The sequence below is a fragment of the Streptomyces sp. NPDC043685 genome (assembly GCF_056436585.1).
In genome coordinates, this window is sequence record NZ_JBWKCH010000006.1 from 114454 (window position 1) to 137065 (window position 22612).

Annotated in this window: 20 protein-coding genes and 1 riboswitch; of the genes, 14 read left to right on the forward strand and 6 right to left on the reverse strand. The window is 72.2% G+C overall.

Going from position 1 to position 22612, the window contains the following annotated elements:
* Positions 1–214: 214 nt before the first annotated feature.
* The 4 genes from AC0665_RS20705 (at position 215) to AC0665_RS20720 (ending at position 5001) form a co-directional block, all read left to right on the forward strand.
* A complete protein-coding gene (locus AC0665_RS20705; protein WP_478604465.1) occupies positions 215–1576 on the forward strand; it encodes a M16 family metallopeptidase in 1362 nt (453 codons plus the stop codon).
* Entirely contained in the window at positions 1573–2961 is a 1389-nt protein-coding gene (locus tag AC0665_RS20710; RefSeq protein WP_478510906.1) for a M16 family metallopeptidase, read from the forward strand. The genes AC0665_RS20705 and AC0665_RS20710 overlap by 4 nt, the downstream gene beginning before the upstream one ends.
* A gap of 190 nt (positions 2962–3151) precedes the next feature.
* A riboswitch (cyclic di-AMP (ydaO/yuaA leader) is annotated at positions 3152–3316 on the forward strand.
* A gap of 12 nt (positions 3317–3328) precedes the next feature.
* Positions 3329–4117, forward strand: a complete 789-nt coding sequence (locus AC0665_RS20715) for a M23 family metallopeptidase (RefSeq protein ID WP_468402528.1) — start codon at positions 3329–3331, stop codon at positions 4115–4117.
* Positions 4118–4305: 188 nt separating this feature from the next.
* Complete coding sequence (locus AC0665_RS20720) at positions 4306–5001, forward strand: GntR family transcriptional regulator (RefSeq protein WP_478604463.1); 696 nt, start codon at positions 4306–4308, stop codon at positions 4999–5001.
* Between the two features lie 158 nt (positions 5002–5159).
* Here AC0665_RS20720 and AC0665_RS20725 read toward each other — a convergent pair whose 3' ends face one another.
* Entirely contained in the window at positions 5160–5441 is a 282-nt protein-coding gene (locus AC0665_RS20725) for an HPr family phosphocarrier protein (RefSeq protein WP_033308341.1), read from the reverse strand.
* A gap of 177 nt (positions 5442–5618) precedes the next feature.
* Between AC0665_RS20725 and AC0665_RS20730 the strand changes: the two genes are divergently transcribed.
* From AC0665_RS20730 to AC0665_RS20745, 4 genes are read left to right on the forward strand one after another with little or no spacing between them, the layout of a single operon-like run.
* Entirely contained in the window at positions 5619–8660 is a 3042-nt protein-coding gene (locus AC0665_RS20730) for a bifunctional acetate--CoA ligase family protein/GNAT family N-acetyltransferase (RefSeq protein ID WP_478604460.1), read from the forward strand.
* A gap of 42 nt (positions 8661–8702) precedes the next feature.
* Positions 8703–9299, forward strand: a complete 597-nt coding sequence (locus AC0665_RS20735; RefSeq protein WP_363121744.1) for a DUF5998 family protein — start codon at positions 8703–8705, stop codon at positions 9297–9299.
* On the forward strand, positions 9299–10495 hold the full coding sequence (locus AC0665_RS20740; protein ID WP_366052815.1) for a nucleotide pyrophosphatase/phosphodiesterase family protein: 1197 nt from the start codon (positions 9299–9301) through the stop codon (positions 10493–10495). The genes AC0665_RS20735 and AC0665_RS20740 overlap by 1 nt, the downstream gene beginning before the upstream one ends.
* A 47-nt stretch (positions 10496–10542) precedes the next feature.
* Entirely contained in the window at positions 10543–11193 is a 651-nt protein-coding gene (locus AC0665_RS20745; protein WP_363121746.1) for a thymidine kinase, read from the forward strand.
* 19 nt (positions 11194–11212) lie between these two features.
* Here the strand turns inward: AC0665_RS20745 and AC0665_RS20750 are convergent, their stop codons facing one another.
* Entirely contained in the window at positions 11213–12016 is an 804-nt protein-coding gene (locus AC0665_RS20750) for a VOC family protein (RefSeq protein ID WP_478604457.1), read from the reverse strand.
* 251 nt (positions 12017–12267) lie between these two features.
* Between AC0665_RS20750 and AC0665_RS20755 the strand changes: the two genes are divergently transcribed.
* Positions 12268–13119, forward strand: coding sequence for a sulfurtransferase (locus AC0665_RS20755; protein WP_478705532.1), 852 nt, complete (start codon positions 12268–12270; stop codon positions 13117–13119).
* Between the two features lie 62 nt (positions 13120–13181).
* On the opposite strand, the gene sepH is transcribed toward AC0665_RS20755, so the two are convergent.
* The 3 genes from sepH to AC0665_RS20770 all read right to left on the reverse strand — a co-directional run bounded on the left by sepH (position 13182) and on the right by AC0665_RS20770 (position 17144).
* Positions 13182–14216: a septation protein SepH gene (gene sepH, locus AC0665_RS20760; RefSeq protein ID WP_478510899.1), complete on the reverse strand. Its 1035-nt coding sequence runs from the start codon at positions 14214–14216 to the stop codon at positions 13182–13184.
* Positions 14217–14626: 410 nt separating this feature from the next.
* A complete protein-coding gene (locus AC0665_RS20765; RefSeq protein ID WP_468402545.1) occupies positions 14627–15946 on the reverse strand; it encodes a D-arabinono-1,4-lactone oxidase in 1320 nt (439 codons plus the stop codon).
* A complete protein-coding gene (locus AC0665_RS20770; protein ID WP_468402547.1) occupies positions 15906–17144 on the reverse strand; it encodes an MFS transporter in 1239 nt (412 codons plus the stop codon). Before AC0665_RS20770 ends, AC0665_RS20765 begins: the two co-directional genes overlap by 41 nt.
* Before the next feature lie 171 nt (positions 17145–17315).
* Between AC0665_RS20770 and AC0665_RS20775 the strand changes: the two genes are divergently transcribed.
* Complete coding sequence (locus AC0665_RS20775; RefSeq protein ID WP_478604451.1) at positions 17316–18443, forward strand: ferrochelatase; 1128 nt, start codon at positions 17316–17318, stop codon at positions 18441–18443.
* A gap of 8 nt (positions 18444–18451) precedes the next feature.
* Complete coding sequence (locus AC0665_RS20780; RefSeq protein ID WP_363121753.1) at positions 18452–19267, forward strand: inositol monophosphatase family protein; 816 nt, start codon at positions 18452–18454, stop codon at positions 19265–19267.
* 153 nt (positions 19268–19420) lie between these two features.
* Here the strand turns inward: AC0665_RS20780 and AC0665_RS20785 are convergent, their stop codons facing one another.
* Positions 19421–19594: a hypothetical protein gene (locus AC0665_RS20785; protein WP_363121754.1), complete on the reverse strand. Its 174-nt coding sequence runs from the start codon at positions 19592–19594 to the stop codon at positions 19421–19423.
* Between the two features lie 416 nt (positions 19595–20010).
* Here AC0665_RS20785 and AC0665_RS20790 point away from each other — a divergent pair, with 416 nt between their 5' ends.
* The 3 genes from AC0665_RS20790 to AC0665_RS20800 all read left to right on the forward strand — a co-directional run bounded on the left by AC0665_RS20790 (position 20011) and on the right by AC0665_RS20800 (position 22609).
* Positions 20011–20664, forward strand: a complete 654-nt coding sequence (locus AC0665_RS20790) for a response regulator transcription factor (RefSeq protein ID WP_003993508.1) — start codon at positions 20011–20013, stop codon at positions 20662–20664.
* 9 nt (positions 20665–20673) lie between these two features.
* Positions 20674–21906: a sensor histidine kinase gene (locus tag AC0665_RS20795; RefSeq protein ID WP_363121755.1), complete on the forward strand. Its 1233-nt coding sequence runs from the start codon at positions 20674–20676 to the stop codon at positions 21904–21906.
* Positions 21907–22312: 406 nt separating this feature from the next.
* Positions 22313–22609 (forward strand): DUF4193 domain-containing protein, encoded by a 297-nt coding sequence (locus AC0665_RS20800; RefSeq protein WP_003993510.1) that lies wholly within the window; start codon positions 22313–22315, stop codon positions 22607–22609.
* Positions 22610–22612 lie beyond the last annotated feature (3 nt).

The window sequence follows — 22612 nt, forward strand, 5'->3', positions numbered from 1 at the left end:
GCCGGCTCCTTGCTGCTGCGATCCAGATCTGACGCGGACCATTGTGGACCGCCGCACTGACAAGCGGGACCAGGGCCCGGGGCAAGCGGCGCCTCCGCACGCGGACCGAGGTCGCCCCCGGGAACTTCACCAGGGCTTCGCGCGCTTGCATACAGTGGCAGGACCGGCAGGAATCCGCGGTCTGAACAACCGCTCAGCGAGCGAAGGGACGTACATGCCCATGGGTCACACGGCCACAGCCCAGGCAGGCTCCGGAGGCCTGACAGCGACCGAGCACCGCCTGGCCAACGGCCTGCGCGTGGTGCTCTCCGAGGACCACCTGACCCCGGTCGCGGCGGTGTGCCTCTGGTACGACGTCGGCTCACGCCACGAAGTCAAGGGGCGTACCGGCCTGGCTCACCTTTTCGAGCACTTGATGTTCCAGGGATCCGCCCAGGTCAAGGGCAACGGCCACTTCGAGCTGGTCCAGGGCGCGGGCGGTTCGCTGAACGGCACGACCAGCTTCGAGCGGACCAACTACTTCGAGACCATGCCCGCCCACCAGCTGGAGCTCGCCCTCTGGCTGGAGGCCGACCGGATGGGCTCCCTGCTGACCGCGCTCGACGACGAGTCGATGGAGAACCAGCGGGACGTCGTCAAGAACGAGCGCCGCCAGCGCTACGACAACGTCCCCTACGGCACGGCCTTCGAGAAGCTGACCGCCCTCGCCTACCCGGAGGGCCACCCCTACCACCACACCCCGATCGGCTCGATGGCCGACCTGGACGCGGCGACGCTGGAGGACGCGCGCGCGTTCTTCCGCACGTACTACGCGCCGAACAACGCCGTGCTGTCCGTGGTCGGCGACATCGACCCCGAGCAGACGCTGGCCTGGGTCGAGAAGTACTTCGGCTCCATCCCCGGTCACGACGGCAAGCCCGCCCCGCGCGACGGCTCGCTGCCGGAGATCATCGGCGAGCAGCTGCGCGAGGTCGTCGAGGAGGACGTCCCCGCGCGTGCGCTGATGGCCGCCTACCGGCTGCCCCACGACGGCACGCGCGAATGCGACGCGGCCGACCTGGCCCTCACCGTCCTCGGCGGCGGCGAGTCCTCCCGCCTCTACAACCGCCTGGTGCGGCGCGACCGTACGGCCGTGGCGGCCGGATTCGGCCTGCTGCGGCTCGCCGGGGCGCCCTCCCTGGGGTGGCTGGACGTGAAGACGTCCGGTGACGTGGAGGTCCCGGTCATCGAGAGCGCCATCGACGAGGAGCTCGCCCGGTTCGCCGAGGAGGGTCCCACGGCCGAGGAGATGGAGCGCGCCCAGGCCCAGTTGGAGCGCGAGTGGCTGGACCGCCTCGGCACGGTCGCGGGCCGCGCCGACGAACTGTGCCGGTACGCCGTGCTGTTCGGCGACCCGCAGCTCGCCCTGACGGCGGTCAACCGCGTCCTGGAGATCACGGCGGAGGAGGTCCAGGAGGCCGCCAAGGCCCGCCTGCGCCCCGACAACCGCGCGGTGCTCGTCTACGAGCCCGTCGCCGACGAGACCGACGAGACCGCAGCCGCGGCCGGCGACGAGAACGAGGAGGCGGCCAAGTGACCGAGCTCGCCACGATGGACTTCCACCCCCGGCCGCAGGCGGGCGAGGCCCGCCCCTGGGCCTTCCCGGCCCCCGAGCGCGGCACGCTCGGCAACGGCCTGACGGTGCTGCGCTGCCACCGCCCCGGCCAGCAGGTCGTCGCGGTGGAGGTGCTGCTGGACGCCCCCCTGGAAGCCGAGCCGGCCGGCCTCGACGGTGTGGCCACGATCATGGCCCGGGCCTTCTCCGAGGGCACCGACAAGCACTCCGCCGAGGAGTTCGCCGCCGAGCTGGAGCGCGCCGGAGCCACCCTCGACGCCCACGCCGACCACCCGGGCGTCCGGCTCAGCCTGGAGGTGCCCGCCTCCCGGCTCGCCAAGGGACTGAACCTGATCGCCGACGCCCTGAGGGCGCCCGCGTTCGCCGACAGCGAGGTCGAGCGGCTGGTCCGCAACCGCCTCGACGAGATCCCGCACGAGCTGGCCAACCCCTCACGGCGCGCCGCCAAGGAGCTCTCCAGGGAGCTGTTCCCGGCGGGCTCGCGCATGTCGCGGCCCCGGCAGGGCACCGAGGAGACGGTCGCATCGATCGACTCCGCGGCCGTGCGCGGCTTCTACGAGAAGCACGTCCGCCCCGCCACGGCCACCGTGGTGGTCGTCGGCGACCTGACCGGCATCGACCTCGACGCCCTGCTCGGGGAGACCCTGGGCGCCTGGACGGGCTCCTCGGCCGAGCCGCGCCCGGTGCCGCCGGTGACCGCCGACGACACCGGCCGGGTCGTCATCGTGGACCGCCCGGGCGCCGTCCAGACGCAGTTGCTGATCGGCCGTATCGGCCCGGACCGGCACGACCGCGTGTGGCCTGCGCAGGTGCTCGGCACGTACTGCCTCGGCGGCACCCTCACCTCCCGCCTGGACCGCGTCCTGCGCGAGGAGAAGGGCTACACCTACGGCGTGCGGGCGTTCGGCCAGGTCCTCAGGTCCGCGCCGGACGGCACCGGTGCCGCGATGCTCGCCATCAGCGGTTCCGTGGACACGCCCAACACCGGCCCCGCCCTGGAGGACCTCTGGACGGTGCTGCGCACCCTCGCCGCCGAGGGGCTGACCGACGCCGAGCGGGACGTCGCCGTGCAGAACCTGGTGGGCGTGGCGCCGCTGAAGTACGAGACGGCGGCGGCCGTCGCGAGCACGCTGGCCGACCAGGTCGAGCAGCACCTGCCCGACGACTACCAGGCCACCCTGTACCGGCAGCTCGCGGCCACCGGCACCGTGGAGGCCACCGCGGCGGCCGTGAGCGCCTTCCCGGTGGACCGTCTGGTGACCGTTCTCGTCGGTGACGCGGCGCAGATCAAGGCACCCGTCGAGGCCCTCGGCATCGGCGAAGTCACCGTCGTCGCCGCCGAGTAGCGGCACACGCTCAGGGGCCCTGGCCGTCTTCGAAGGCGCCAGGGCCCCTTTATGCCCGAATTGATACGGAGGTTGCCTGTCTGCCCTGTGGGATGCGCTACAAAAGCCGGGATTCATTTGGGAATTGAAAGTGACGCCGCTTAGCGTCATCCGGGCTGTTCGTCAGGCAGTGCGCCGCACCCGCGGCACCGGACAGTCATCGCCGAGTCCCCGTACGGCGCGAGCCAGGGGAGCCGGGGACCCATCGCAGTCCCTGGGGTGAATCGGACGCCCGCGCCAGTGGCGAGGGAGTCCGTAGGAGACCTTCCTGCTCCGAACCCGTCAGCTAACCCGGTAGGCGAGAGGGAAGGAAAGGACCAGCCACTTCATGGCGTTCACTCGCGCCACCGGCAAGCACCGTCGTCCCAGCAGGATCCAGCGCGGCACCGCCCGCGCGGCGGGCGTCGCGGCCCTCGCCACCACCGGCGTGATTGGCACCGTGGCGGCCCCCGCGGCCTTCGCCGCCGAGCCCACCGCCGAGCAGACGGGGCTCACCCCGGTCGTCACCATGGGCGACACCGTGGCCCAGCAGATCGACGCCCAGGCCATCGCGCAGCAGCAGGCCGCCGAGGAGGCCGCCGCCAAGCAGAAGGCCGAGGAGGCCGCCCGCAAGCGTGCCGCCGAGGCCGCCCAGGAGGCCAAGGAAGCCGCCGAGAAGGCCCGTGAGGCCAAGGAGCGCGCCGCCCGCGAGGCCGAGCGCAAGCGCCTCAACGCCTTCGTGGCCCCGATCTCCGGCTCGTACGTCTCCACCGGCTACAAGGCGAGCAGCGGCCTGTGGTCCTCCGGCAGCCACACCGGCGTCGACTTCCACGCCGCCACCGGCACCTCCGTCCACGCGGTCGGCGCGGGCACCGTCGTCGAGGCCGGCTGGGGCGGCTCCTACGGCAACCAGATCGTGATCAAGATGCACGACGGGACGTACACGCAGTACGGCCACCTGTCCTCGATCGGCGTCTCGGTCGGCCAGCAGGTCACCCCGGGCCAGCAGATCGGCCTGTCCGGCGCGACCGGCAACGTCACCGGTCCGCACCTGCACTTCGAGGCCCGCACGAGCCCCGAGTACGGCTCGGACATCGACCCGGTCGCCTACCTGCGCTCGCACGGCGTGAACGTCTGACCGGCACCTCATCGCACTCCCCGAAGCCCCGGCTCCCCGAGCCGGGGCTTTCGGCGTTCACGCCGGCGGACTGTCCAAAAAATATTCATGGATTCCCGCTTGCCGTCGGAAATTCCCGCTCATTGCAATAGAGTCACGGAACACGCGCCGCTCGCCGGCGTTTCACGGGGATTAAGCGGAGGTCGGTCATGCGTATTCCCGCGCACTCGGTGTGCACGGCCATCCGGGACGACATCGTCGCCGGTGTCCACGCGCGCGGCAGCCGGCTCACCGAAGAACTCCTCGCGCGCCGCTACGGCGTCTCGCGGGTCCCCGTGCGGGAGGCGCTGCGCACCCTGGAGGCCGAGGGCTTCGTGGTGACCCGGCGGCACGCGGGCGCGTGCGTGGCCGAACCCACCGAGCAGGAGGCCGCCGACCTGCTGGAGATGCGGCTGCTGCTGGAGCCGCTCGGCGCCGCACGGGCCGCCCAGCGCCGCACCGAGGGGCATCTGAAGGTCCTGCGCGGCCTGGTCCGGCTGGGCCAGGAGCGGGCCCGCCGGGGCAACAGCGACGATCTGCGCTCCTTGGACGGCTGGTTCCACGAGACGCTCGCCCAGGCCTCCGGCAGTCCCGCGCTGACCTCGATGCTCACCCAGCTCCGCCACAAGATCGCCTGGATGTACGCCGTGGACGCGCCGCTGAGTCCGGTGGAGTCCTGGGCGGAGCACGGCGCGATCGTGGACGCGGTGGCGCGCGGCGACAGCGAGCGCGCGCGGGCGGTCACGGCGCTGCACACCGAGCGCGCGACGGGCGCACACCGCTTGCGTTCCGGCTCCGTCGGGGAAGGCGCCGAGCGTGTGAGGAACTCGCAACATCCCGTAAACACGGCGAGCCTGCGGCATTAACACGGCAGCCGTATACAAAGAGAGCAGTCAATTTCCGGGGGTCTCTTTCAGCTGCCCGGATTCCTGAATTCGTTCCCCATTTCGGCGTCAAATGGCGAAGGGCCCGCCCGGTGAATTCGGACGAGCCCTTCGCTGTGCACCCGATCGGGCGCCCGGGATCAGACGGTCTCGGGCAGTTCCTCGAGACCCTCGGAGACCAGCTTCGCGAGCCGGTCCAGGGCGGCGTCCGCGCCCTCGGCGTCGGAGGCGAGGACGATCTCCTCGCCACCCTGGGCGCCGAGGCCGAGGACGGCCAGCATGGAGGCCGCGTTGACGGGCTTGCCGTCGGCCTTGGCGATCGTCACCGGGACGCCTGCGGCCGTGGCGGCTCGGACGAAGATGGAGGCGGGACGGGCGTGGAGACCCTCGGCCCAGCCGACGTTGACGCGGCGCTCAGCCATGTGTTGCTGCCCTTCGCTTTTCAGGGTTGTCTAGACCAGTTTCCCATATCGTGAAGCCGTACCGGGAGCGGTCCTCGGACCGCCCCGGGGTGCCGTCGGATCGCGGCCTCGACCCGACTGACGCCCTCCACAGACTGCCTCGCGCCGCTGTCGGACGCTAGCCGTACTCTGGGGCCCATGCAGACCTCGCCGGACCGGCACGAGTATCCCGCCCACTGGGAAGCCGACGTGGTGCTGCGCGACGGGGGCACCGCGCGCATCCGGCCCATCACCGTTGATGACGCCGATCGCCTGGTCAGCTTCTACGAGCAGGTCTCCGACGAGTCGAAGTACTACCGCTTCTTCGCGCCGTACCCTCGCCTGTCCGCCAAGGACGTCCACCGCTTCACGCACCACGACTTTGTGGACCGGGTGGGACTCGCGGCCACGGTGGGCGGCGAGTTCATCGCCACCGTACGCTACGACCGGATCGGCGCCGACGGAACGCCCGCGTCCGCACCCGCCGACGAGGCCGAGGTCGCCTTCCTCGTCCAGGACGCCCACCAGGGCCGCGGAGTCGCCTCCGCCCTGCTGGAGCACATCGGAGCCGTCGCCCGCGAGCGCGGCATCCGCCGTTTCGCCGCCGAGGTGCTGCCCGCCAACACCAAGATGATCAAGGTGTTCACGGACGCCGGCTACACCCAGAAGCGCAGTTTCGAGGACGGCGTCGTCCGTCTGGAGTTCGACCTCGAACCCACCGACCGCTCCCTGGCCGTGCAGTACGCGCGCGAGCACCGTGCCGAGGCGCGCTCCGTGCAGCGGCTGCTCGCGCCCGGCTCGGTCGCCGTCATCGGGGCCGGACGCACCCCCGGCGGGGTGGGCCGCAGCGTCCTCGGCAACATCCGGGACGCCGGCTACGGCGGCCGCCTCTACGCGGTGAACAAGGCCTTGCCGGAGGGGCAGAAGGAGCTCGACGGGGTGCCCGCGCACCGCTCGGTCCGGGACATCGACGGCCCGGTCGACCTCGCCGTCGTCGCGGTGCCGGCCGATCACGTCCCCGAGGTCGTCACCGAGTGCGGCGAGCACGGCGTCCAAGGGCTGGTCGTCGTCTCCGCCGGGTACGCCGAGAGCGGCCCCGAGGGGCGCGAACGCCAGCGCGCACTCGTCCGGCAGGCCCGCACGTACGGCATGCGGATCATCGGGCCGAACGCCTTCGGCATCATCAACACCTCCCCCCGGGTGAGGCTCAACGCCTCCCTCGCCCCCGAGGTGCCGCGCCCGGGCCGGATCGGCCTGTTCGCCCAGTCCGGCGCCATCGGCATCGCCCTGCTCTCCCGGCTGCACCGGCGCGGCGGCGGTGTCACGGGCGTCACCGGAGTCTCCACCTTCGTCTCCTCCGGCAACCGCGCCGACGTCTCCGGCAACGACGTCCTGCAGTACTGGTACGAGGACCCCGACACCGACGTCGTCCTCATGTACCTGGAGTCCATCGGCAACCCCCGCAAGTTCACCCGCCTCGCCCGCCGCACCGCCGCCGCCAAGCCCCTGGTCGTCGTCCAGGGCGCCCGGCACGGCGCCGCGCCCCAGGGGCACGCCGTCCGGGCGACCCGGCTGCCGCACGCGACCGTCTCGGCGCTGCTGCGGCAGGCCGGTGTGATCAGGGTCGACACCATCACCGAGCTCGTGGACGCGGGCCTGCTGCTCGCCCGCCAGCCCCTGCCCGCCGGGCCCCGGGTGGCGATCCTCGGCAACTCCGAATCGCTCGGCCTGCTCACCTACGACGCCTGCCTGGCCGAAGGGCTGCGCCCGCATCCGCCGCAGGACCTGACCACCGCCGCCTCCGCGGCGGACTTCCACGCGGCCCTGTCCCGCGCGCTGGCCGACGACCGGTGCGACGCCGTCGTCGTCACCGCCATACCGTCGGTGGGGGAGGGCTCGGTCGGTGACGCCGCCCTCGCGCAGGCCCTGCGCTCGGCCGCGGCCGCGGCCCCTTCCAAGCCGGTCCTGGTCGTCCATGTGGAGCTCGGCGGCCTGGCGGAGGCCCTGTCGGCGGCGGCGAGCACGGCCCCGCAGACCCCGGCGGACCCCGACGCCCCCCGCCCGGCCCCGCGGGCCGCCGGGAACTCCGGCGAAGCCGCACGGCCGGCCCCGCGGGCCGCCGGGAACTCCGGCGAAGCCGCACGGCCGGCCCCGCAGACCTCCGGGGACCCCGGCGAAGCCGCACGGCCGGCCCCGCAGACCTCCGGGAACTCCGACCAAGCCCCCCGCCCGGTCCCGCAGGCCGCAGTGGACCCCGACGACACCCCCCGCCCGGCATTCGCCGGACGACGCCCTGGGGCCCCGGAGGCCCAGGCCGCCGCCGAAGCTCTCGAGGGCGCCCACCTCATCCCCGCCTACCCCGCCGCCGAGCGCGCCGTACGCGCCCTCGGCCAGGCCGTCGCCTACGCGCAGTGGCGGCGCGACGCCGCCGAACCCGGCAAGGTGCCCGAGTACGAGGACATCGACGAGAAGGGCGCCGCCGCGCTGATCGACGGCCTGCTCGCGCGCGGGCAGGGCCTCACGCTCGGCACGGACGAGACCTGCGACCTCCTCGGTCACTACGGCGTCCGGGTCCACCGCGCCCTGCCCGCACCGACCCCCGACGCGGCCGTCGAAGCCGCCCGCGCCCTCGGCTACCCCGTGGCCCTCAAGGCCACCGCCCCGCACCTCAGGCACCGCGCCGACCTCGGCGGCGTCCGGCTCGACCTCGCGGACGAGGAGCAACTGCGCCGGTCGTACGCCGAATTGACCGAGCTGTTCGGCTCGCCGGAGGAGCTGCGGCCGGTGGTGCAGCGGATGGCGCCGCGCGGCGTGGACGTCGTCGTACGCGCCGTCATCGACCCCGCGGCCGGGGCCGTGCTCTCCTTCGGGCTCGCCGGGGCCGCCTCGCAGTTGCTCGGCGACACCGCGCACCGGCTGATCCCGGTCACCGACCGGGAGGCGACCTCGCTGGTCCGTTCGATCCGCACCGCCCCCCTGCTGTTCGGATGGCGCGGCTCCGCACCCGCCGACACCCGCGCCCTGGAGGAGCTGCTGCTGCGGGTGTCCCGGCTGGTCGACGACCACCCCGAGGTCGTCGCGGTCACCCTGGAGCCGGTCGTCGTCGCCTCGCAGGGCCTGAGCGTCCTCGGCGCCTCCGTACGCCTCGCGCCGCCGCCCGCCCGTGACGACCTCGGCCCGCGGACCCTCCCCGCCTACTGACAGGGGGCGAGCTGTCCCTCGCACTCAGTGGTCCCCCGTAGGATGGGCGTCATGGCCAAGACCAGTACGACGACCCAGGGGCTGCGGGCGGCGATCGAGCGCAGCGGCTACTACCCGGCCCTCGTGGCCGAGGCGGTGGAGGCCGCCGTGGGCGGCGAGCCCATCCGGTCGTACCTGGTCCACCAGGAGACGACGTTCGACCAGAACGAGGTCCGGCGGCACGTGACGGTGCTCGTCCTCACGGACAACCGCTTCATCGTCAGCCACACCGACGAGCAGGCCGCCGACAGCACCTCCCCGACCCCCTACGCCACCACCTCGACCGAGTCCGTGAAGATCGGCCGCATCTCGTCGATCGTGGTCAGCCGCGTGGTCGCCAACCCCGAGTCCTACAAGCCGGGCACCCTGCCCCGCGAGGTCGTCCTCACCATCGGCTGGGGCGCCGTCTCCCGCATCGACCTGGAGCCGGCCGCCTGCGGCGACCCCAACTGCGAGGCGGACCACGGCTACACCGGCAACTCCACGGCGGACGACCTCAGCCTGCGCGTCAGCGAGGCAGGGGACGGACCGGAGACCGTGCGCGAGGCGCTCGCCTTCGCACAGGCCCTCTCCGAGGCGACCGCGGACGTCACCCGCTGATGGCACAGCCCAAGACGGTCTGGGACGACCACCCCGAACCGCTCACCGTCGCCTCCGCACCGGTACCCGAGTACGGCAGCGGATCGCTCGCCGACCTCCTGCCCACCCTGGCCGCAGGCCTGGGCGTACCGGACATGAGCGCCACGATCACCGAGCTGACCCCGGCCGACCGCAACTGCGTGTTCCTGATCGACGGCCTCGGCTGGGAGCAGCTCAGGGCGCATCCCGACGAAGCCCCCTTCATGGCGTCGCTGCTCGCCACCTCCCGCGGAGGCACCGGGCGTCCGCTCACCGCCGGCTACCCGGCGACCACCGCGACCTCGCTCGCCTCCGTCGGCACCGGCCTGCCGCCCGGCGCGCACGGCCTGCCGGGCTACACCGTGCGCAACCCCGACACCGGCCAGCTGATGAACCAGCTGCGCTGGCAGCCGTGGACCCCGCCCGGTCCCTGGCAGCCGTACCCCACGGTCTTCCAGCTGGCGCACGCGGCCGGGGTGCACGCCGCGCAGGTGTCGTCCCCGACCTTCGAGAACACCCCGCTGACCAAGGTTGCGCTCAGTGGAGGCACGTTCCTCGGACGGCTGTCCGGCGAGGACCGCGTCGACCTGGCGGCCGAGCAACTGGCCGCGGGCGACCGCTCCCTGGTCTACACGTACTTCGCCGAGGTCGACGGCGCCGGGCACCGCTTCGGGGTCGACTCCGACGCCTGGCGCGGCCAGCTCATGTACGCCGACCGCCTGGTCCAGCGCCTGGCCGAGCAACTGCCGCCGCGCAGCGCCCTCTACGTCACCGCCGACCACGGCATGATCGACGTGCCCTTCGACGAGCAGCACCGCATCGACTTCGACGAGGACTGGGAGCTGAGCGCCGGGGTCGCCCTGCTCGGCGGCGAGGGCCGTGCCCGCCACGTCTACGCGGTGCCCGGCGCGGCGAACGACGTGCTGACCTGCTGGCGCGAGGTGCTCGGCGAGCAGTTCTGGGTGGCCTCACGCGACGAGGCCATCGCGGCCGGTTGGTTCGGCCCGCACATCGACGAACGGGTCTACGGCCGGATCGGCGACGTGGTCGCGGCAGCGCGTGACGACGTCCTGCTCATCGCCTCCGAGCGGGAGCCGAAGGAGTCGGCGATGGTCGGCAACCACGGTTCGATGACCCCCGCCGAGCAACTGGTCCCCCTGCTCGAAGTACGCTCCTGAAACAGCCCCGCCCCGACCTCCCCACGCCGAAAGGTGCTCACTTCCCCATGCCCGAGCTGGTGTTCTTCTGCGGAACGATGGACTGCGGGAAGTCGACGCTGGCTCTCCAGATCGAGCACAACCGCTCGGCGCGCGGCCTTCAGGGCATGATCTTCTCGCGTGACGACCGCGCCGGCGAGGGCAAGCTCTCCTCCCGCCTCGGCCTGGTCACGGACGCGGTGGAGGTCGGGGACGGACAGGACCTCTACGGCTACCTCGTCGACCACCTCTCGCAGGGCGGCCGCGCGGACTACGTGATCGCCGACGAGGCCCAGTTCCTCGCCCCGGAGCAGATCGACCAACTGGCCCGGGTGGTCGACGACCTGAGCCTCGACGTCTACGCCTTCGGCATCACGACCGACTTCCGCTCCAAGCTGTTCCCCGGCTCGCAGCGGCTGGTGGAACTGGCCGACCGGGTCGAGGTGCTCCAAGTGGAGGCGCTGTGCTGGTGCGGAGCCCGCGCCACGCACAACGCCCGCACGATAGGCGGGGTGATGGTCGTCGAAGGCGCCCAGGTCGTCGTCGGCGATGTCACCCACTCCGCAGACGAGATCGGTTACGAGGTGCTGTGCCGCCGGCACCACCGCCGCCGCATGACCGCCGCGACGGCTCGCGCGGCGGCCCTGTCCCCGGACGTGCTGCCGGTGACGTCCGCCTGACCCGCGGCAGGCCGGGCCGTCAGTCCGGCCGTTGCAGCAGCGCGAACCGTGCCCCTTCCGGATCCGCCACGTGCGCCACCCGCCCGTGCGCGGTGTCGTGCACCGGCTCGATGACGTGCCCGCCCAGGTGGACGAGCTGGTCCAGGGCGTCGTCCACGTCGGCGACCTGGAAGTACGTGACCCAGTGCGCCCCCCGGTCCCGGGGCAGGCCATGCCCCAGGCCGTGGATGCCGGCGACGGGCCCGCCGCCCAGGTGCAGGGTCACGTGGTCGAAGTCGGCGGAGACCTCCGGCTCCTCCTCGTAGCCGAACACCGTGCGGTAGAACTTGGCGGCGCTCGCCGACTCGTAGGTCAGCAGTTCGTTCCAGGCGGGTGTGCCGGGGACGCCCGCGACGGCGGTGCCGAGATGCGCGGCGGCCTGCCAGATGCCGAAGATCGCGCCGGAGGGGTCGGAGCCGATGGCGAGGCGGCCCGCGTCGGCGGCGTCGAGCGGGCCCACTCCGATCGTGCCGCCGCGGCTGCGCACCGTCTCGGCCGTCAGATCCACGTCCTGAGAGGCGAAGTAGGGCGTCCACGCGATGGGCAGATGGCGGTCCGGAGGCAGCCGCCCGATGCCGGCCACCTCGCGCCCGTCGAGCAGCGCGCGCACATACGGGCCGAGCTGTTGCGGGCCCGGCTGGAACTCCCAGCCGAACAGCGCTCCGTAGAACTCCTCGGTCGCGGCCGGGCTGTGCACCATCAGGCTCACCCAGCAGGGTGTGCCCGGCGTGTGCCGAGCGGATGTGTCACCGTTCGGCCCGGCGGACCCCCGTGCGTCGGTCATCGTCACTCTCTTCTCGGCCTCGCGCCGGCCGTGTTCTCCGCAGCCCTGCCGGGGCAGCCCTGTGGGGCGTCCCCAGTCCGGGAGAATGCCCGATGTGCGGGCCCCTGTCCCTTGCGGCGCGCTTGTCGACTTGTGTCGTTCAGCTGTACAGCATGTGCTTGTTCGCGTACGGCGGGTGATCGTCCCGCTCCGGCCGAGCAGAGTAGCCGGGCGGGGACGGCTCGGCCACCCGGTGCGCGAGGATGGGGGCCATGAACGCCATCATCTCCGCACCCGATCTCGCGAGGGGCCTCGCGGGTGCCCACCCGCCGGTCCTGCTCGACGTCCGCTGGCAGCTCACCGCGGCGAAGGCGGCCGGCGAGCCGCCGTTCGACGGCCGGGCGGCGTACGAGTCAGGGCACCTGCCCGGAGCCGTCTACGTGGACCTGGACCGGGAGTTGGCCTCCGCGCCGGGCGCGGGCGGACGCCATCCGCTGCCGGACCTGGCGCACTTCGGTGCCGCGATGCGCCGGGCGGGCGTGTCGTCCGGGACACCGGTCGTCGTCTACGACGGCGGCCAGGGCTGGGCGGCGGCCCGGGCGTGGTGGCTGCTGCGCTGGACGGGTCACCCGGACGTGCGGGTCCTCGACGGCGGGTTGCCGTCCTGGGAGGGGCCGTTGGAGACGTCCGTGACGGTTCCGGCGGAGGGTGACTTCGTGCCCGAGCCGGGGGCGACCGGGCTGCTCGACGCCGATGCCGCCGCCGCGCTGGCCCGGTCCGGGGTGCTGCTGGACGCGCGGGCGGGGGAGCGCTACCGGGGTGAGGTGGAGCCGATCGACCCGGTGGCCGGGCACATCCCGGGCGCGGTGTCGGCGCCCACCACACAGAACGTCGGGGCCGACGGGCGGTTCCTGCCGGCCGGTGAACTGCGCACGCGGTTCAAGGAACTCGGCGTGGGCGACGGCGTACGGGTCGGTGTGTACTGCGGGTCGGGGGTCTCGGCGGCCCACGAGGTCCTGGCGCTGGCGGCCGCTGGCATCCCGGCCGAGCTGTACGTGGGGTCTTGGTCGGAGTGGTCCTCGGACCCGGACCGGCCGGTCGCCGTCGGGCCGGATCCGCAGTGACCTGACACGAGGTGAGGGCCGCGCCCGGCAGGCGCGGCCCCGCAACCCGACAGCCGGTCCGGCTACTCCTGCTTCTTGCGCCGCGTCCCGAACACGATCTCGTCCCAGCTCGGCACGGCCGCTCTGCGGCCCGGGCGCACCCCGTCCGCCTCGGCCTGGCGGTCGGTGGCGCCGATGAGCCGGTCGCGGTGGCTGCCCACGGATCGCGGCATGAGGACGTCCGCGTAGGCGGAACCGGCTCCGGCGGAGGCGGCGGGAGCCGGGGGCTCCTCCTCCTCGACCTCGGCGACGACGGTCTCCTCCTCGGGCTCCGCCGGGGGGAGTTCGGGAACCACCAGGTCGCCGCGGAAGCTCGGCACCGCCTCCAGCAGGCTGGTCAGCGAGTCGCGTTCACCCGTGGCCTCCTCGGCCGGTTCGGACGCCTGGGCGGGCAGCCCGGGCCGCTCGGGGCGGTCCAGCGGCCTGTCGCGTGGCAGGCGCGCGATGCGGGGGACGAACGGGAAGCTGGGCTCTGGCGCGGCCAGGTCGTCGGACTCGCCGATGAGGGAGCGGGCTTCGTCGTCGACGGCCTGGACGAGCCGCCGGGGCGGGTCGTAGGTCCAGCTCGCCGAGTGCGGTTCGCCCGCGACGCGGTAGACCAGCAGGACTTCCCAGGTGCCGTCGTCGCGGCGCCACGAGTCCCACTGGACGGTGTCCTTGTCGGCGCCGCGCAGCAGCAGCCGCTCCTGCACGGCCTCACCCAGCGGCGGACCGGAGTTCTCGCCGGGGCGGCGGACCGGGGTCTTGCGGGCCCGTTCGGCCATGAAGGCACGCTCGGCGAGCACGGGGCCCTCGAAGCGGCGCACCCGGTCGACGGGGATGCCTGCCATCTGCGCGACCTCTTCCGCGGTCGCGCCCGCACGTATACGTGCCTGGATGTCGCGGGGGCGGAGGTGGCTCTCCACCTCGATCTCGATCTGGCCGAGACGGGGACGGTCGCCACGCACGGCGGCGCGCAGGCGTTCGTCGATCGGAAGCGTGTACTCCGTAGAATCGGCAGCCTTCAGCACCAGCCGTGTGCCGTCATTCGAGACGGCCACGACACGCAGTTCGGGCATGGGGACCTCCCGGGTGGTGCCTGCCGACGTCACGTGCGTCGCTGCTTCCGCTAGTCGAGTGTGGCCTGCCCGGGTGCAGCCTGCCACAACCTTGCCGAGTTGCCCGGCGTGTCGGGCGCGGGCCCTGGAACGCCGTTATGGCACGGTTACCTATTCGCAACGCTAAGTGACGAACCCTGTCACCCTGTGCAACTAGCCCCCTCCCGGCGGTCCTTAAAGGCCCCGTACACCCTTACGGGAGACCGGACCCAGGGCTCGCCACAGTACTCCATTTGGGCCACCTGCGTGGATTGGCGCGCCGTCCGACTTCTCGCAAGAGGGGGGACTCGGCCGTCACTTGCCCCCGTTTTTCGATCTTGAACGTGGGGAACTTCACGTCATCGCCGGGAGCGCCGTCACCGGCGCGTCGCCTACGCGCCCAGAACCCTCCGCAAGTAGTCGTTCTGGAACCGGCGTTCCGGGTCGAGGCGATCCCGCAGCGCCGTGAACTCGCCGAAGCGCGGATACACCCCGGAGAAGTACTCGGCGTCCCGCGTGTGGATCTTGCCCCAGTGCGGACGGCCCTCGTGGGCGGTGAAGATGCGCTCGGCGGCGGTGAAGTACCGCTGGTAGGGCGTGCCCTGGAACATGTGGACGGCGATGTACGCGGTGTCCCGGCCGGAGGCGGTGGACAGCGTGATGTCGTCGGCGGGGGCGGTGCGCACCTCGACGGGGAAGCTCACCCGCAGGCCGGAGCGGTCCACCATCGCCTTCAGCTCGCGCAGCGTCTCGACCACCGCCGCACGCGGAACGGCGTACTCCATCTCCACGAAGCGCACCCGGCGCGGGGACGTGAAGACCTTGTAGGGGATGTCCGTGTAGGTCCGCGCGGACAGGGCCTTGCTGGAGATCTGGGCGATCGCGGGGATCGTGGCGGGCACCGCGCGGCCGACCCAGTTGGCCACCTGGAAGACGCCGTTGGAGAGGAACTCGTCCTCGAACCAGCTCTGGAGCTGCGGCACCGGCTTCTCCGGGCCCGCGCTGCGGTTGTTGCGCTTGGTGTTGGTGCTGCCGGTGTGCGGGAACCAGTAGAACTCGAAGTGCTCGTTCTCGGCCCAGAGTTCCTCGAAGTCCGCGAGGACCTTGTCGAACGGCATCGGCTCCTCGCGGGCCGTGAGCAGGAAGACCGGCTCGACGGCGAACGTGATCGCGGTGATGACGCCCAGCGCGCCCAGGCCGATGCGGGCGGCGGCGAAGACCTCCGGGTTCTCCTTCTCGGAGCAGGTGAGGACGGAGCCGTCGGCCGTGACCAGTTCCAGGCCCTTGATCTGGGCGGCGATCGAGCCGGAGTCACGCCCCGTGCCGTGCGTGCCGGTGCTGGTGGCGCCGGAGACCGTCTGCTCCATGATGTCGCCCATGTTCGTCAGCGACAGACCCTCGCGCGCGAGGGCGATGTTGAGCCTTTTCAGCGGGGTGCCGGCCTCCACGGTGACCGTCATGTTCTCGCGGTCGATGCCGCGGATGCCGGTCAGCAGGTGAGGGCGGATCAACACGCCGTCCGTCGCGGCTATGGACGTGAAGGAGTGTCCGGTACCGACGGCCTTCACTTTCAGGCCGTCCTCGGCCGCCCGCCGCACGGCGGCGGCCAGTTCGTCGACGGATGCCGGGGTGACCTCGCGCGCGGGTCGCGCGGTGACGTTGCGGCCCCAGTTACGCCACGTGCCGTTCTTTCCGTGCGCTGTGCTGCTCAACGGAGCCTCCCCGACCCGGTGCCGGCCGCTTGAGCCGGCGGAAACCGAGGAAACCCACCGCGACCGCGACGGCCCCGGCCACGGCCGGAACCCCGTACCCCGCACGCGCCCCGGCCGCGTCGATCACCCAGCCGGCCGCGGAGGAGCCGAGTGCGACCCCCACCGCGAGCCCGGTGCTCACCCAGGTCATGCCTTCGGTGAGCTGCGCGCGTGGTACGTGCTCTTCGATGAGGGACATGGTCGTGATCATCGTGGGAGCGATGGACAGACCCGCAACGAACAGCGCCACGGCCAGAAACGGCAAGTTTCCGACCAGTAGGAGGGGGATCATACTCACGGCCATGGCACATACGCCCAGCAGCCACCGTCGTTCCGGCGCCCCGGCGAAGTGCAGCAGCCCGAAGATCATGCCCGCCACACAGGAACCCGCCGCGTACACGGCGAGGACGACGCTCGCCGCGGCCTTGTGGCCCTCCTCGTCGGCGAAGGCCACGGTGACGACGTCGACCGCTCCGAAGATCGCGCCGGTGGCGACGAAGGTGGCCACCAGGACCTGGAGGCCCGGCGCGCGCAGCGCGCTGCCGCCGCCCTTCCGCTCGCGCGGGTGCGGCTCGGGTTCGGTGGCACGCTGCGCGGTCAGCCAGAACACGCCGACGGCCAGGAAGCCGGCGGCCAGCAGCGGGCCGGCCTCCGGGAACCAGGCCGTGGACAGACCGATGGAGATGATCGGCCCGAAGATGAAGCACACCTCGTCCACCACGGACTCGAAGGAGTACGCGGTGTGCAGCTGCGGGGTCCCGCGGTACAGCGCCGCCCAGCGGGCCCGGATCATCGCGCCGACGCTCGGCACGCAGCCGATGCCGGCGCAGGCCGCGAACAGCACCCAGTCCGGCCACCCGTAGTGCGCGGCGAACAGCAGGAGAGCGGCCGCCACGAGCGAGATCAGCGTGGCCGGGCGCAGCACCCGCCGCTGCCCGTACTGGTCCACCAGGCGCGAGACCTGCGGGCCGGCCACGGCCGCGGCCAGCGCGATGGTCGCCGACAAGGCACCGGCCAGCCCGTACCGCCCGGTGAGCTGGGAGACCATCGTGACCACGCCGATGCCCATCATCGACAGCGGCATCCGGCCGAGGAAGCCCGCAGCGGAGAAACCCTTGGAGCCGGGAGCGGCGAACAGGGCGCGGTAGGGGCTGGGCAACGGGGTCTCCGAAGGGCTCGGTAAGCTGCGAACGCAGTCGACACAGCTTACGGCCCGGAACGCCCCGACGCACCCGTCCGGCCCGGCGCCGGACGGCCCCGGAGCGGGGGCGCCGCGCGGGCGTCCCCCCGCCGTTTCCCGGCTGTCGGTGCCGGGTGGCAGGATCGACTCATGCCAGACGCGCGCGATGTCAGCCCCTACGACGCCCTGCTCCTGCTCTCGTTCGGCGGCCCGGAAGGCCCGGACGACGTGGTCCCGTTCCTGGAGAACGTCACACGTGGGCGCGGCATCCCCAAGGAACGCCTCAAGGAAGTCGGGCAGCACTACTTCCTGTTTGGCGGGGTCAGCCCGATCAACGACCAGAACCGCGCCCTGCTGGACGCCCTGCGCAAGGACTTCGCCGAGCACGGCCTGGACCTGCCGGTCTACTGGGGCAATCGCAACTGGGCGCCGTACCTGACGGACACGCTGCGCGACATGGTCCGCGACGGCCGCCGCCGCATCCTGGTCCTCGCCACCAGCGCCTACGCCTCGTACTCGGGCTGCCGCCAGTACCGCGAGAACCTCGCGGACTCGCTCGCGGCCCTGGAGGCCGAGGGCCTGGAGCCGCCGAAGGTCGACAAGCTCCGGCACTACTTCAACCACCCGGGCTTCCTGGAGCCCATGATCGACGGGGTGCTCCGGTCCCTCGCCGAGCTCCCCGAGGACGTCCGGGACGGGGCGCACCTCGCCTTCTCGACGCACTCGATCCCGACGGCCTCCGCCGACACCTCGGGCCCCGTCGAGGAGCACGGCGACGGCGGCGCCTACGTGAGGCAGCACCTGGACGTGGCGCGGCAGATCGCCGACGCCGTGCGAGAGCGCACCGGCGTCGACCACCCCTGGCAGCTCGTCTACCAGTCCCGCTCCGGCGCCCCGCACATCCCCTGGCTGGAGCCGGACATCTGCGACCACCTCGACGAACGGCACGCGGCCGGTGTCCCGGCCGTCGTCATCGCCCCCATCGGCTTCGTCTCCGACCACATGGAGGTCCTCTACGACCTCGACACGGAGGCCAGGGCCCGGGCCGCGGAGCTGGGGCTGCCGATGCGGCGTTCGGCCACCGTCGGCGCCGACCCGAGGTTCGCCGCCGCGGTCCGCGAGCTGGTCGTGGAGCGCGCCGCCGCCGAGCGCGGGCAGGACGTGACGCCGTGCGCGCTGGGCGCCCTGGGCGCGAGCCACCACCTCTGCCCGGTCGGCTGCTGCCCGGCCCGCGCCCCCCGTCCCGCCGCCGCCGGCGCCGACAGCCCCTACGCGTGAGGAGTCCCGTGACCGACCCCCTGCACTCGGACCTGCTCGCACTCGCCCAGGAGGCCGCCGGCCGCGCCGGCGCCCTGCTGCGGGACGGCCGGCCGGCCGACCTGGCGGTCGCCGCGACCAAGTCCAGCCCCATCGACGTGGTGACCGAGATGGACATCGCGGCGGAGAAGCTGATCACGGGCCTGATCGCCGAGCGCCGTCCGGACGACGGCGTCCTCGGCGAGGAGGGCGCCGCCACGGAGGGCACGAGCGGTGTCCGCTGGGTGATCGACCCGCTCGACGGCACGGTGAACTACCTGTACGGCCTGCCCACCTGGGCCGTCTCCATCGCCGCCGAGCAGGACGGCGAGACCGTCGTCGGCGTGGTCGCGGCACCGATGCGCGGCGAGACGTTCCACGCCGTGCGCGGCCGGGGCGCCTGGGCCACCGGCGCCTGGGACGGTGAGCGCCGGCTGGCCTGCCGTCCCGCGCCGCCCCTGGACCAGGCACTGGTCTCGACGGGCTTCAACTACGTGGCCGACGTCCGCGCCCACCAGGCCGACGTGGCCCAGCGGCTGATCCCGCTGCTGCGCGACATCCGGCGCGGCGGCTCGGCCGCGGTCGACCTGTGCGACGTGGCCGCGGGACGCCTCGACGGCTACTACGAACGCGGTCTGCACCCCTGGGACCTCGCCGCGGGCGACCTCATCGCCCGGGAAGCGGGCGCGCTGACCGGTGGACGCCCCGGGGAGCGCCCCTCAGGCGAGCTGGCGGTGGCGGGCACCCCCGGCGTCTTCGAGCCCCTCCAGCGCCTCCTGGAGGACTTCGGCGCCTGGCACGACTGAGACGGACGAGGGCTCCCCGACCACGGCCGACGGCACGCTGAACTCCAGGTGAACGCGCGCCCAACCGGTCCCGCGCGCGGTCTTCGGGCGGCCCTGCGGCAAGGAAGCGGGCCCCGGCGCTGGATTCACCGGGGCCCGCTTCCTGCGGCCTGATCAGACGCTCGTCGCGCTGACCTCCACACCGTGCTCGGCGGCGAGTCGGCGCAGGTCGTCGAGCTCGCCCTGCTCCACGTCGACGAGGAACTCGTCGCCCTCGTCGCGAGCCCGGGACAGATCGGACTCGGTCGCCCTTATGCGCTGCAGAAGTCCTGCGGTGAATGCGTCCATGCTGCGCCCCCTCGTCCTGGGTCGTGGGTCGATGGCACGGGGGTGTGCCGTTCGGAAGGGACGATCACGCCGCATGTGGATGCCCAGCGCCGCACGGCCGGGCGGCGACGGTGCCGGACACCCACGCCCGCCCTGCGGAAAAGCGGATTGATGCACACCGCATGGTGCTGCGGCGCCGACAGAGCGTGATCGTGGGATGTAAAGCCGTCCTCCCCAAGCTCCCTTCCGTGGAAACCTAACCGGAGGAGAAAATCTCGTATTCCCTCGTGCGGTCACCGCCCTCTCACCCGCCTTACCTCCGACTTATGACCGAAAAGGGCAGGATGGAGAGCAACACACCACGACACCGTCGTAGACCCCTGCCCGCGTGCGCTCGATGAGGGCTGCGCGGGCGGACATCAGGAAGGACCAGGAACGTGCGCGTACTCGTCGTCGAGGACGAGCAACTGCTCGCCGATGCGGTGGCCACCGGACTGCGCCGGGAGGCCATGGCCGTCGACGTCGTGTACGACGGCGCGGCCGCCCTGGAGCGCATCGGCGTCAACGACTACGACGTGGTCGTCCTGGACCGCGACCTCCCGCTCGTGCACGGCGACGACGTCTGCCGCAAGATCGTCGAGCTCGGCATGCCCACCCGTGTGCTGATGCTGACGGCCTCCGGCGACGTCAGCGACCGGGTCGAGGGACTGGAGATCGGCGCCGACGACTACCTGCCCAAGCCGTTCGCGTTCAGTGAGCTCATCGCCCGCGTGCGCGCCCTCGGCCGGCGCACCAGCGTGCCCCTGCCGCCCGTCCTGGAGCGCGCCGGGATCAAGCTCGACCCCAACCGCCGCGAGGTCTTCCGCGACGGCAAGGAGGTGCAGCTCGCGCCGAAGGAGTTCGCCGTCCTTGAGGTGCTGATGCGCAGCGAGGGCGCCGTCGTCTCCGCGGAGCAGCTCCTGGAGAAGGCGTGGGACGAGAACACCGACCCGTTCACCAACGTCGTGCGCGTGACGGTCATGACCCTGCGCCGCAAGCTGGGCGAGCCGCCCGTCATCGTCACCGTCCCCGGCTCCGGCTACCGGATCTGAGATACCCCCGTGGCAACGACTCCCGCGCCCCCGCAGGCGCCCCCCAAGCCCACCTGGGACCCCAGGCGGCCCGTGCCGCCCTTCCCCTGGCTGCGCCCGACGATCCGCATAAGGCTCACGCTGCTCTACGGCGGCATGTTCCTGATCGCGGGCATCCTGCTGCTGTCGATCATCTACCTGCTGGCCGCGCAGGCCCTCAACGTGGGCAGCGACCTGCCCTTCAAGATCGTCGAGGGCAAGGTCACCAGCGACATCTGCAACCTGCCGGACCAGGCCTCGCCCAACGAGTTCAACAGCGCCATGAACGCGTGCGTCAACGAGCAGCGCCGGCACGCCCTGGACAGCCTGCTCAGCCGCTCGCTGCTGGCCCTGCTCGGCCTGGCGGTCATCGCCTTCGCCTTCGGCTACGCCATGGCCGGGCGCGTGCTCTCCCCGCTGGGGCGGATCACCCGTACCGCCCGCGCGGTGGCGGGCTCCGACCTGTCCCGCCGGATCGAGCTGGACGGCCCGGACGACGAGCTGAAGGAGCTGGCGGACACCTTCGACGACATGCTGGAGCGGCTCCAGCGGGCCTTCACGGCCCAGCAGCGCTTCGTCGGCAACGCCTCCCACGAGCTGAGAACGCCGCTGGCGATCAACCGCACCCTCCTCGAAGTGCACCTGTCCGACCCGCAGGCGCCCGTGGAGCTCCAGCAGCTCGGCAAGACACTGCTGGCCACCAACGAGCGCAGTGAGCAGCTCGTCGAGGGCCTGCTGCTCCTCGCCCGCAGCGACAACCAGATCGTCGAGCGCGGGCCGGTGGACCTCGCCGAGGTCGCCGAGCAGGCCATCGACCAGGTGCACGGCGAGGCCGAGAGCAAGGGCGTGCGCATCCGGGGCGAGCAGAAGCCCGCGGTCGTCCAGGGCAACGGCGTGCTGCTGGAGCGGATCGCGCTCAACCTGCTGCAGAACGCCGTGCGCTACAACGTCCCCGAGGACGGCTGGGTCGAGGTCACCACCGAGGTCCAGCACGGCCAGGCGGTCCTGGTCGTGGCCAACACGGGTCCGGTCGTCCCGGCGTACGAGATCGACAACCTCTTCGAGCCGTTCCGGCGGCTGCGCACCGAGCGGACGGGCAGCGACAAGGGCGTCGGACTCGGGCTGTCCATCGTCCGGTCCGTGGCCCGGGCGCACGGCGGGCACATCTACGCCCAGCCGCGCGAGGGAGGAGGACTCGTGATGCGAGTCACGCTTCCCATCTGAGATCATGTCGCCGATCAACTCGGCGGCACACGGGGATGTTCGCTTTGCGCGGAATTTTTTGGACCTCGCCGTACGGGCCCCGTGTGTGATCGATCACAGGGGCACCTTTCCGGTCATTTACGTTCCGTGATCATGCACGCTGTCGGAAAGCCGGGAAAATCCCGGTTTTCGGGGGTCTTGATCACGGGAAGTACACGGTGAGACGCCTTTGTAGTGCGGCATTCGGACCGTGTACGGTCCCCATCGCCATCCAAGCCGATCACTCATGAGGAGTCCGGTTGGGTGTCGATTGAGTAACAGACCTTGATGTGAGGCAAAATCTCCGCCTCAGGTCGGGCACAAGTCCGGCCTCTCACGCGTTACGTGCGCTGGAGACACCGCAGACACCCAGAGGGGGAGAGCGACCATGGCAACCGATTACGACACTCCACGCAAGACCGACGACGACGTCGACTCGGACAGTCTCGAAGAGCTGAAGGCTCGGAGGAACGACAAGTCGGCCTCCGCCGTGGACGTCGACGAGTTCGAGGCCGCAGAGGGCCTCGAGCTGCCCGGAGCCGACCTCTCGAACGAGGAACTGGCAGTCCGGGTGCTCCCGAAGCAGCAGGACGAGTTCACCTGCATGAGCTGCTTCCTGGTGCACCACCGCAGCCAGCTGGCCCGGGAGAAGAACGGTCAGCCGATCTGCCGCGACTGCGACTGAGGG

Coding starts and splice junctions, on each gene's coding strand:
- AC0665_RS20705 (WP_478604465.1), top strand. CDS start 215: ATGCCCATGGGTCACACGGCCACAGCCCAGGCAGGCTCCGGAGGCCTG.
- AC0665_RS20715 (WP_468402528.1), top strand. CDS start 3,329: ATGGCGTTCACTCGCGCCACCGGCAAGCACCGTCGTCCCAGCAGGATC.
- AC0665_RS20720 (WP_478604463.1), top strand. CDS start 4,306: ATGCGTATTCCCGCGCACTCGGTGTGCACGGCCATCCGGGACGACATC.
- AC0665_RS20725 (WP_033308341.1), bottom strand. CDS start 5,441: ATGGCTGAGCGCCGCGTCAACGTCGGCTGGGCCGAGGGTCTCCACGCC.
- AC0665_RS20730 (WP_478604460.1), top strand. CDS start 5,619: ATGCAGACCTCGCCGGACCGGCACGAGTATCCCGCCCACTGGGAAGCC.
- AC0665_RS20735 (WP_363121744.1), top strand. CDS start 8,703: ATGGGCGTCATGGCCAAGACCAGTACGACGACCCAGGGGCTGCGGGCG.
- AC0665_RS20740 (WP_366052815.1), top strand. CDS start 9,299: ATGGCACAGCCCAAGACGGTCTGGGACGACCACCCCGAACCGCTCACC.
- AC0665_RS20745 (WP_363121746.1), top strand. CDS start 10,543: ATGCCCGAGCTGGTGTTCTTCTGCGGAACGATGGACTGCGGGAAGTCG.
- AC0665_RS20750 (WP_478604457.1), bottom strand. CDS start 12,016: ATGACCGACGCACGGGGGTCCGCCGGGCCGAACGGTGACACATCCGCT.
- AC0665_RS20755 (WP_478705532.1), top strand. CDS start 12,268: ATGAACGCCATCATCTCCGCACCCGATCTCGCGAGGGGCCTCGCGGGT.
- sepH (WP_478510899.1), bottom strand. CDS start 14,216: ATGCCCGAACTGCGTGTCGTGGCCGTCTCGAATGACGGCACACGGCTG.
- AC0665_RS20775 (WP_478604451.1), top strand. CDS start 17,316: ATGCCAGACGCGCGCGATGTCAGCCCCTACGACGCCCTGCTCCTGCTC.
- AC0665_RS20785 (WP_363121754.1), bottom strand. CDS start 19,594: ATGGACGCATTCACCGCAGGACTTCTGCAGCGCATAAGGGCGACCGAG.
- AC0665_RS20800 (WP_003993510.1), top strand. CDS start 22,313: ATGGCAACCGATTACGACACTCCACGCAAGACCGACGACGACGTCGAC.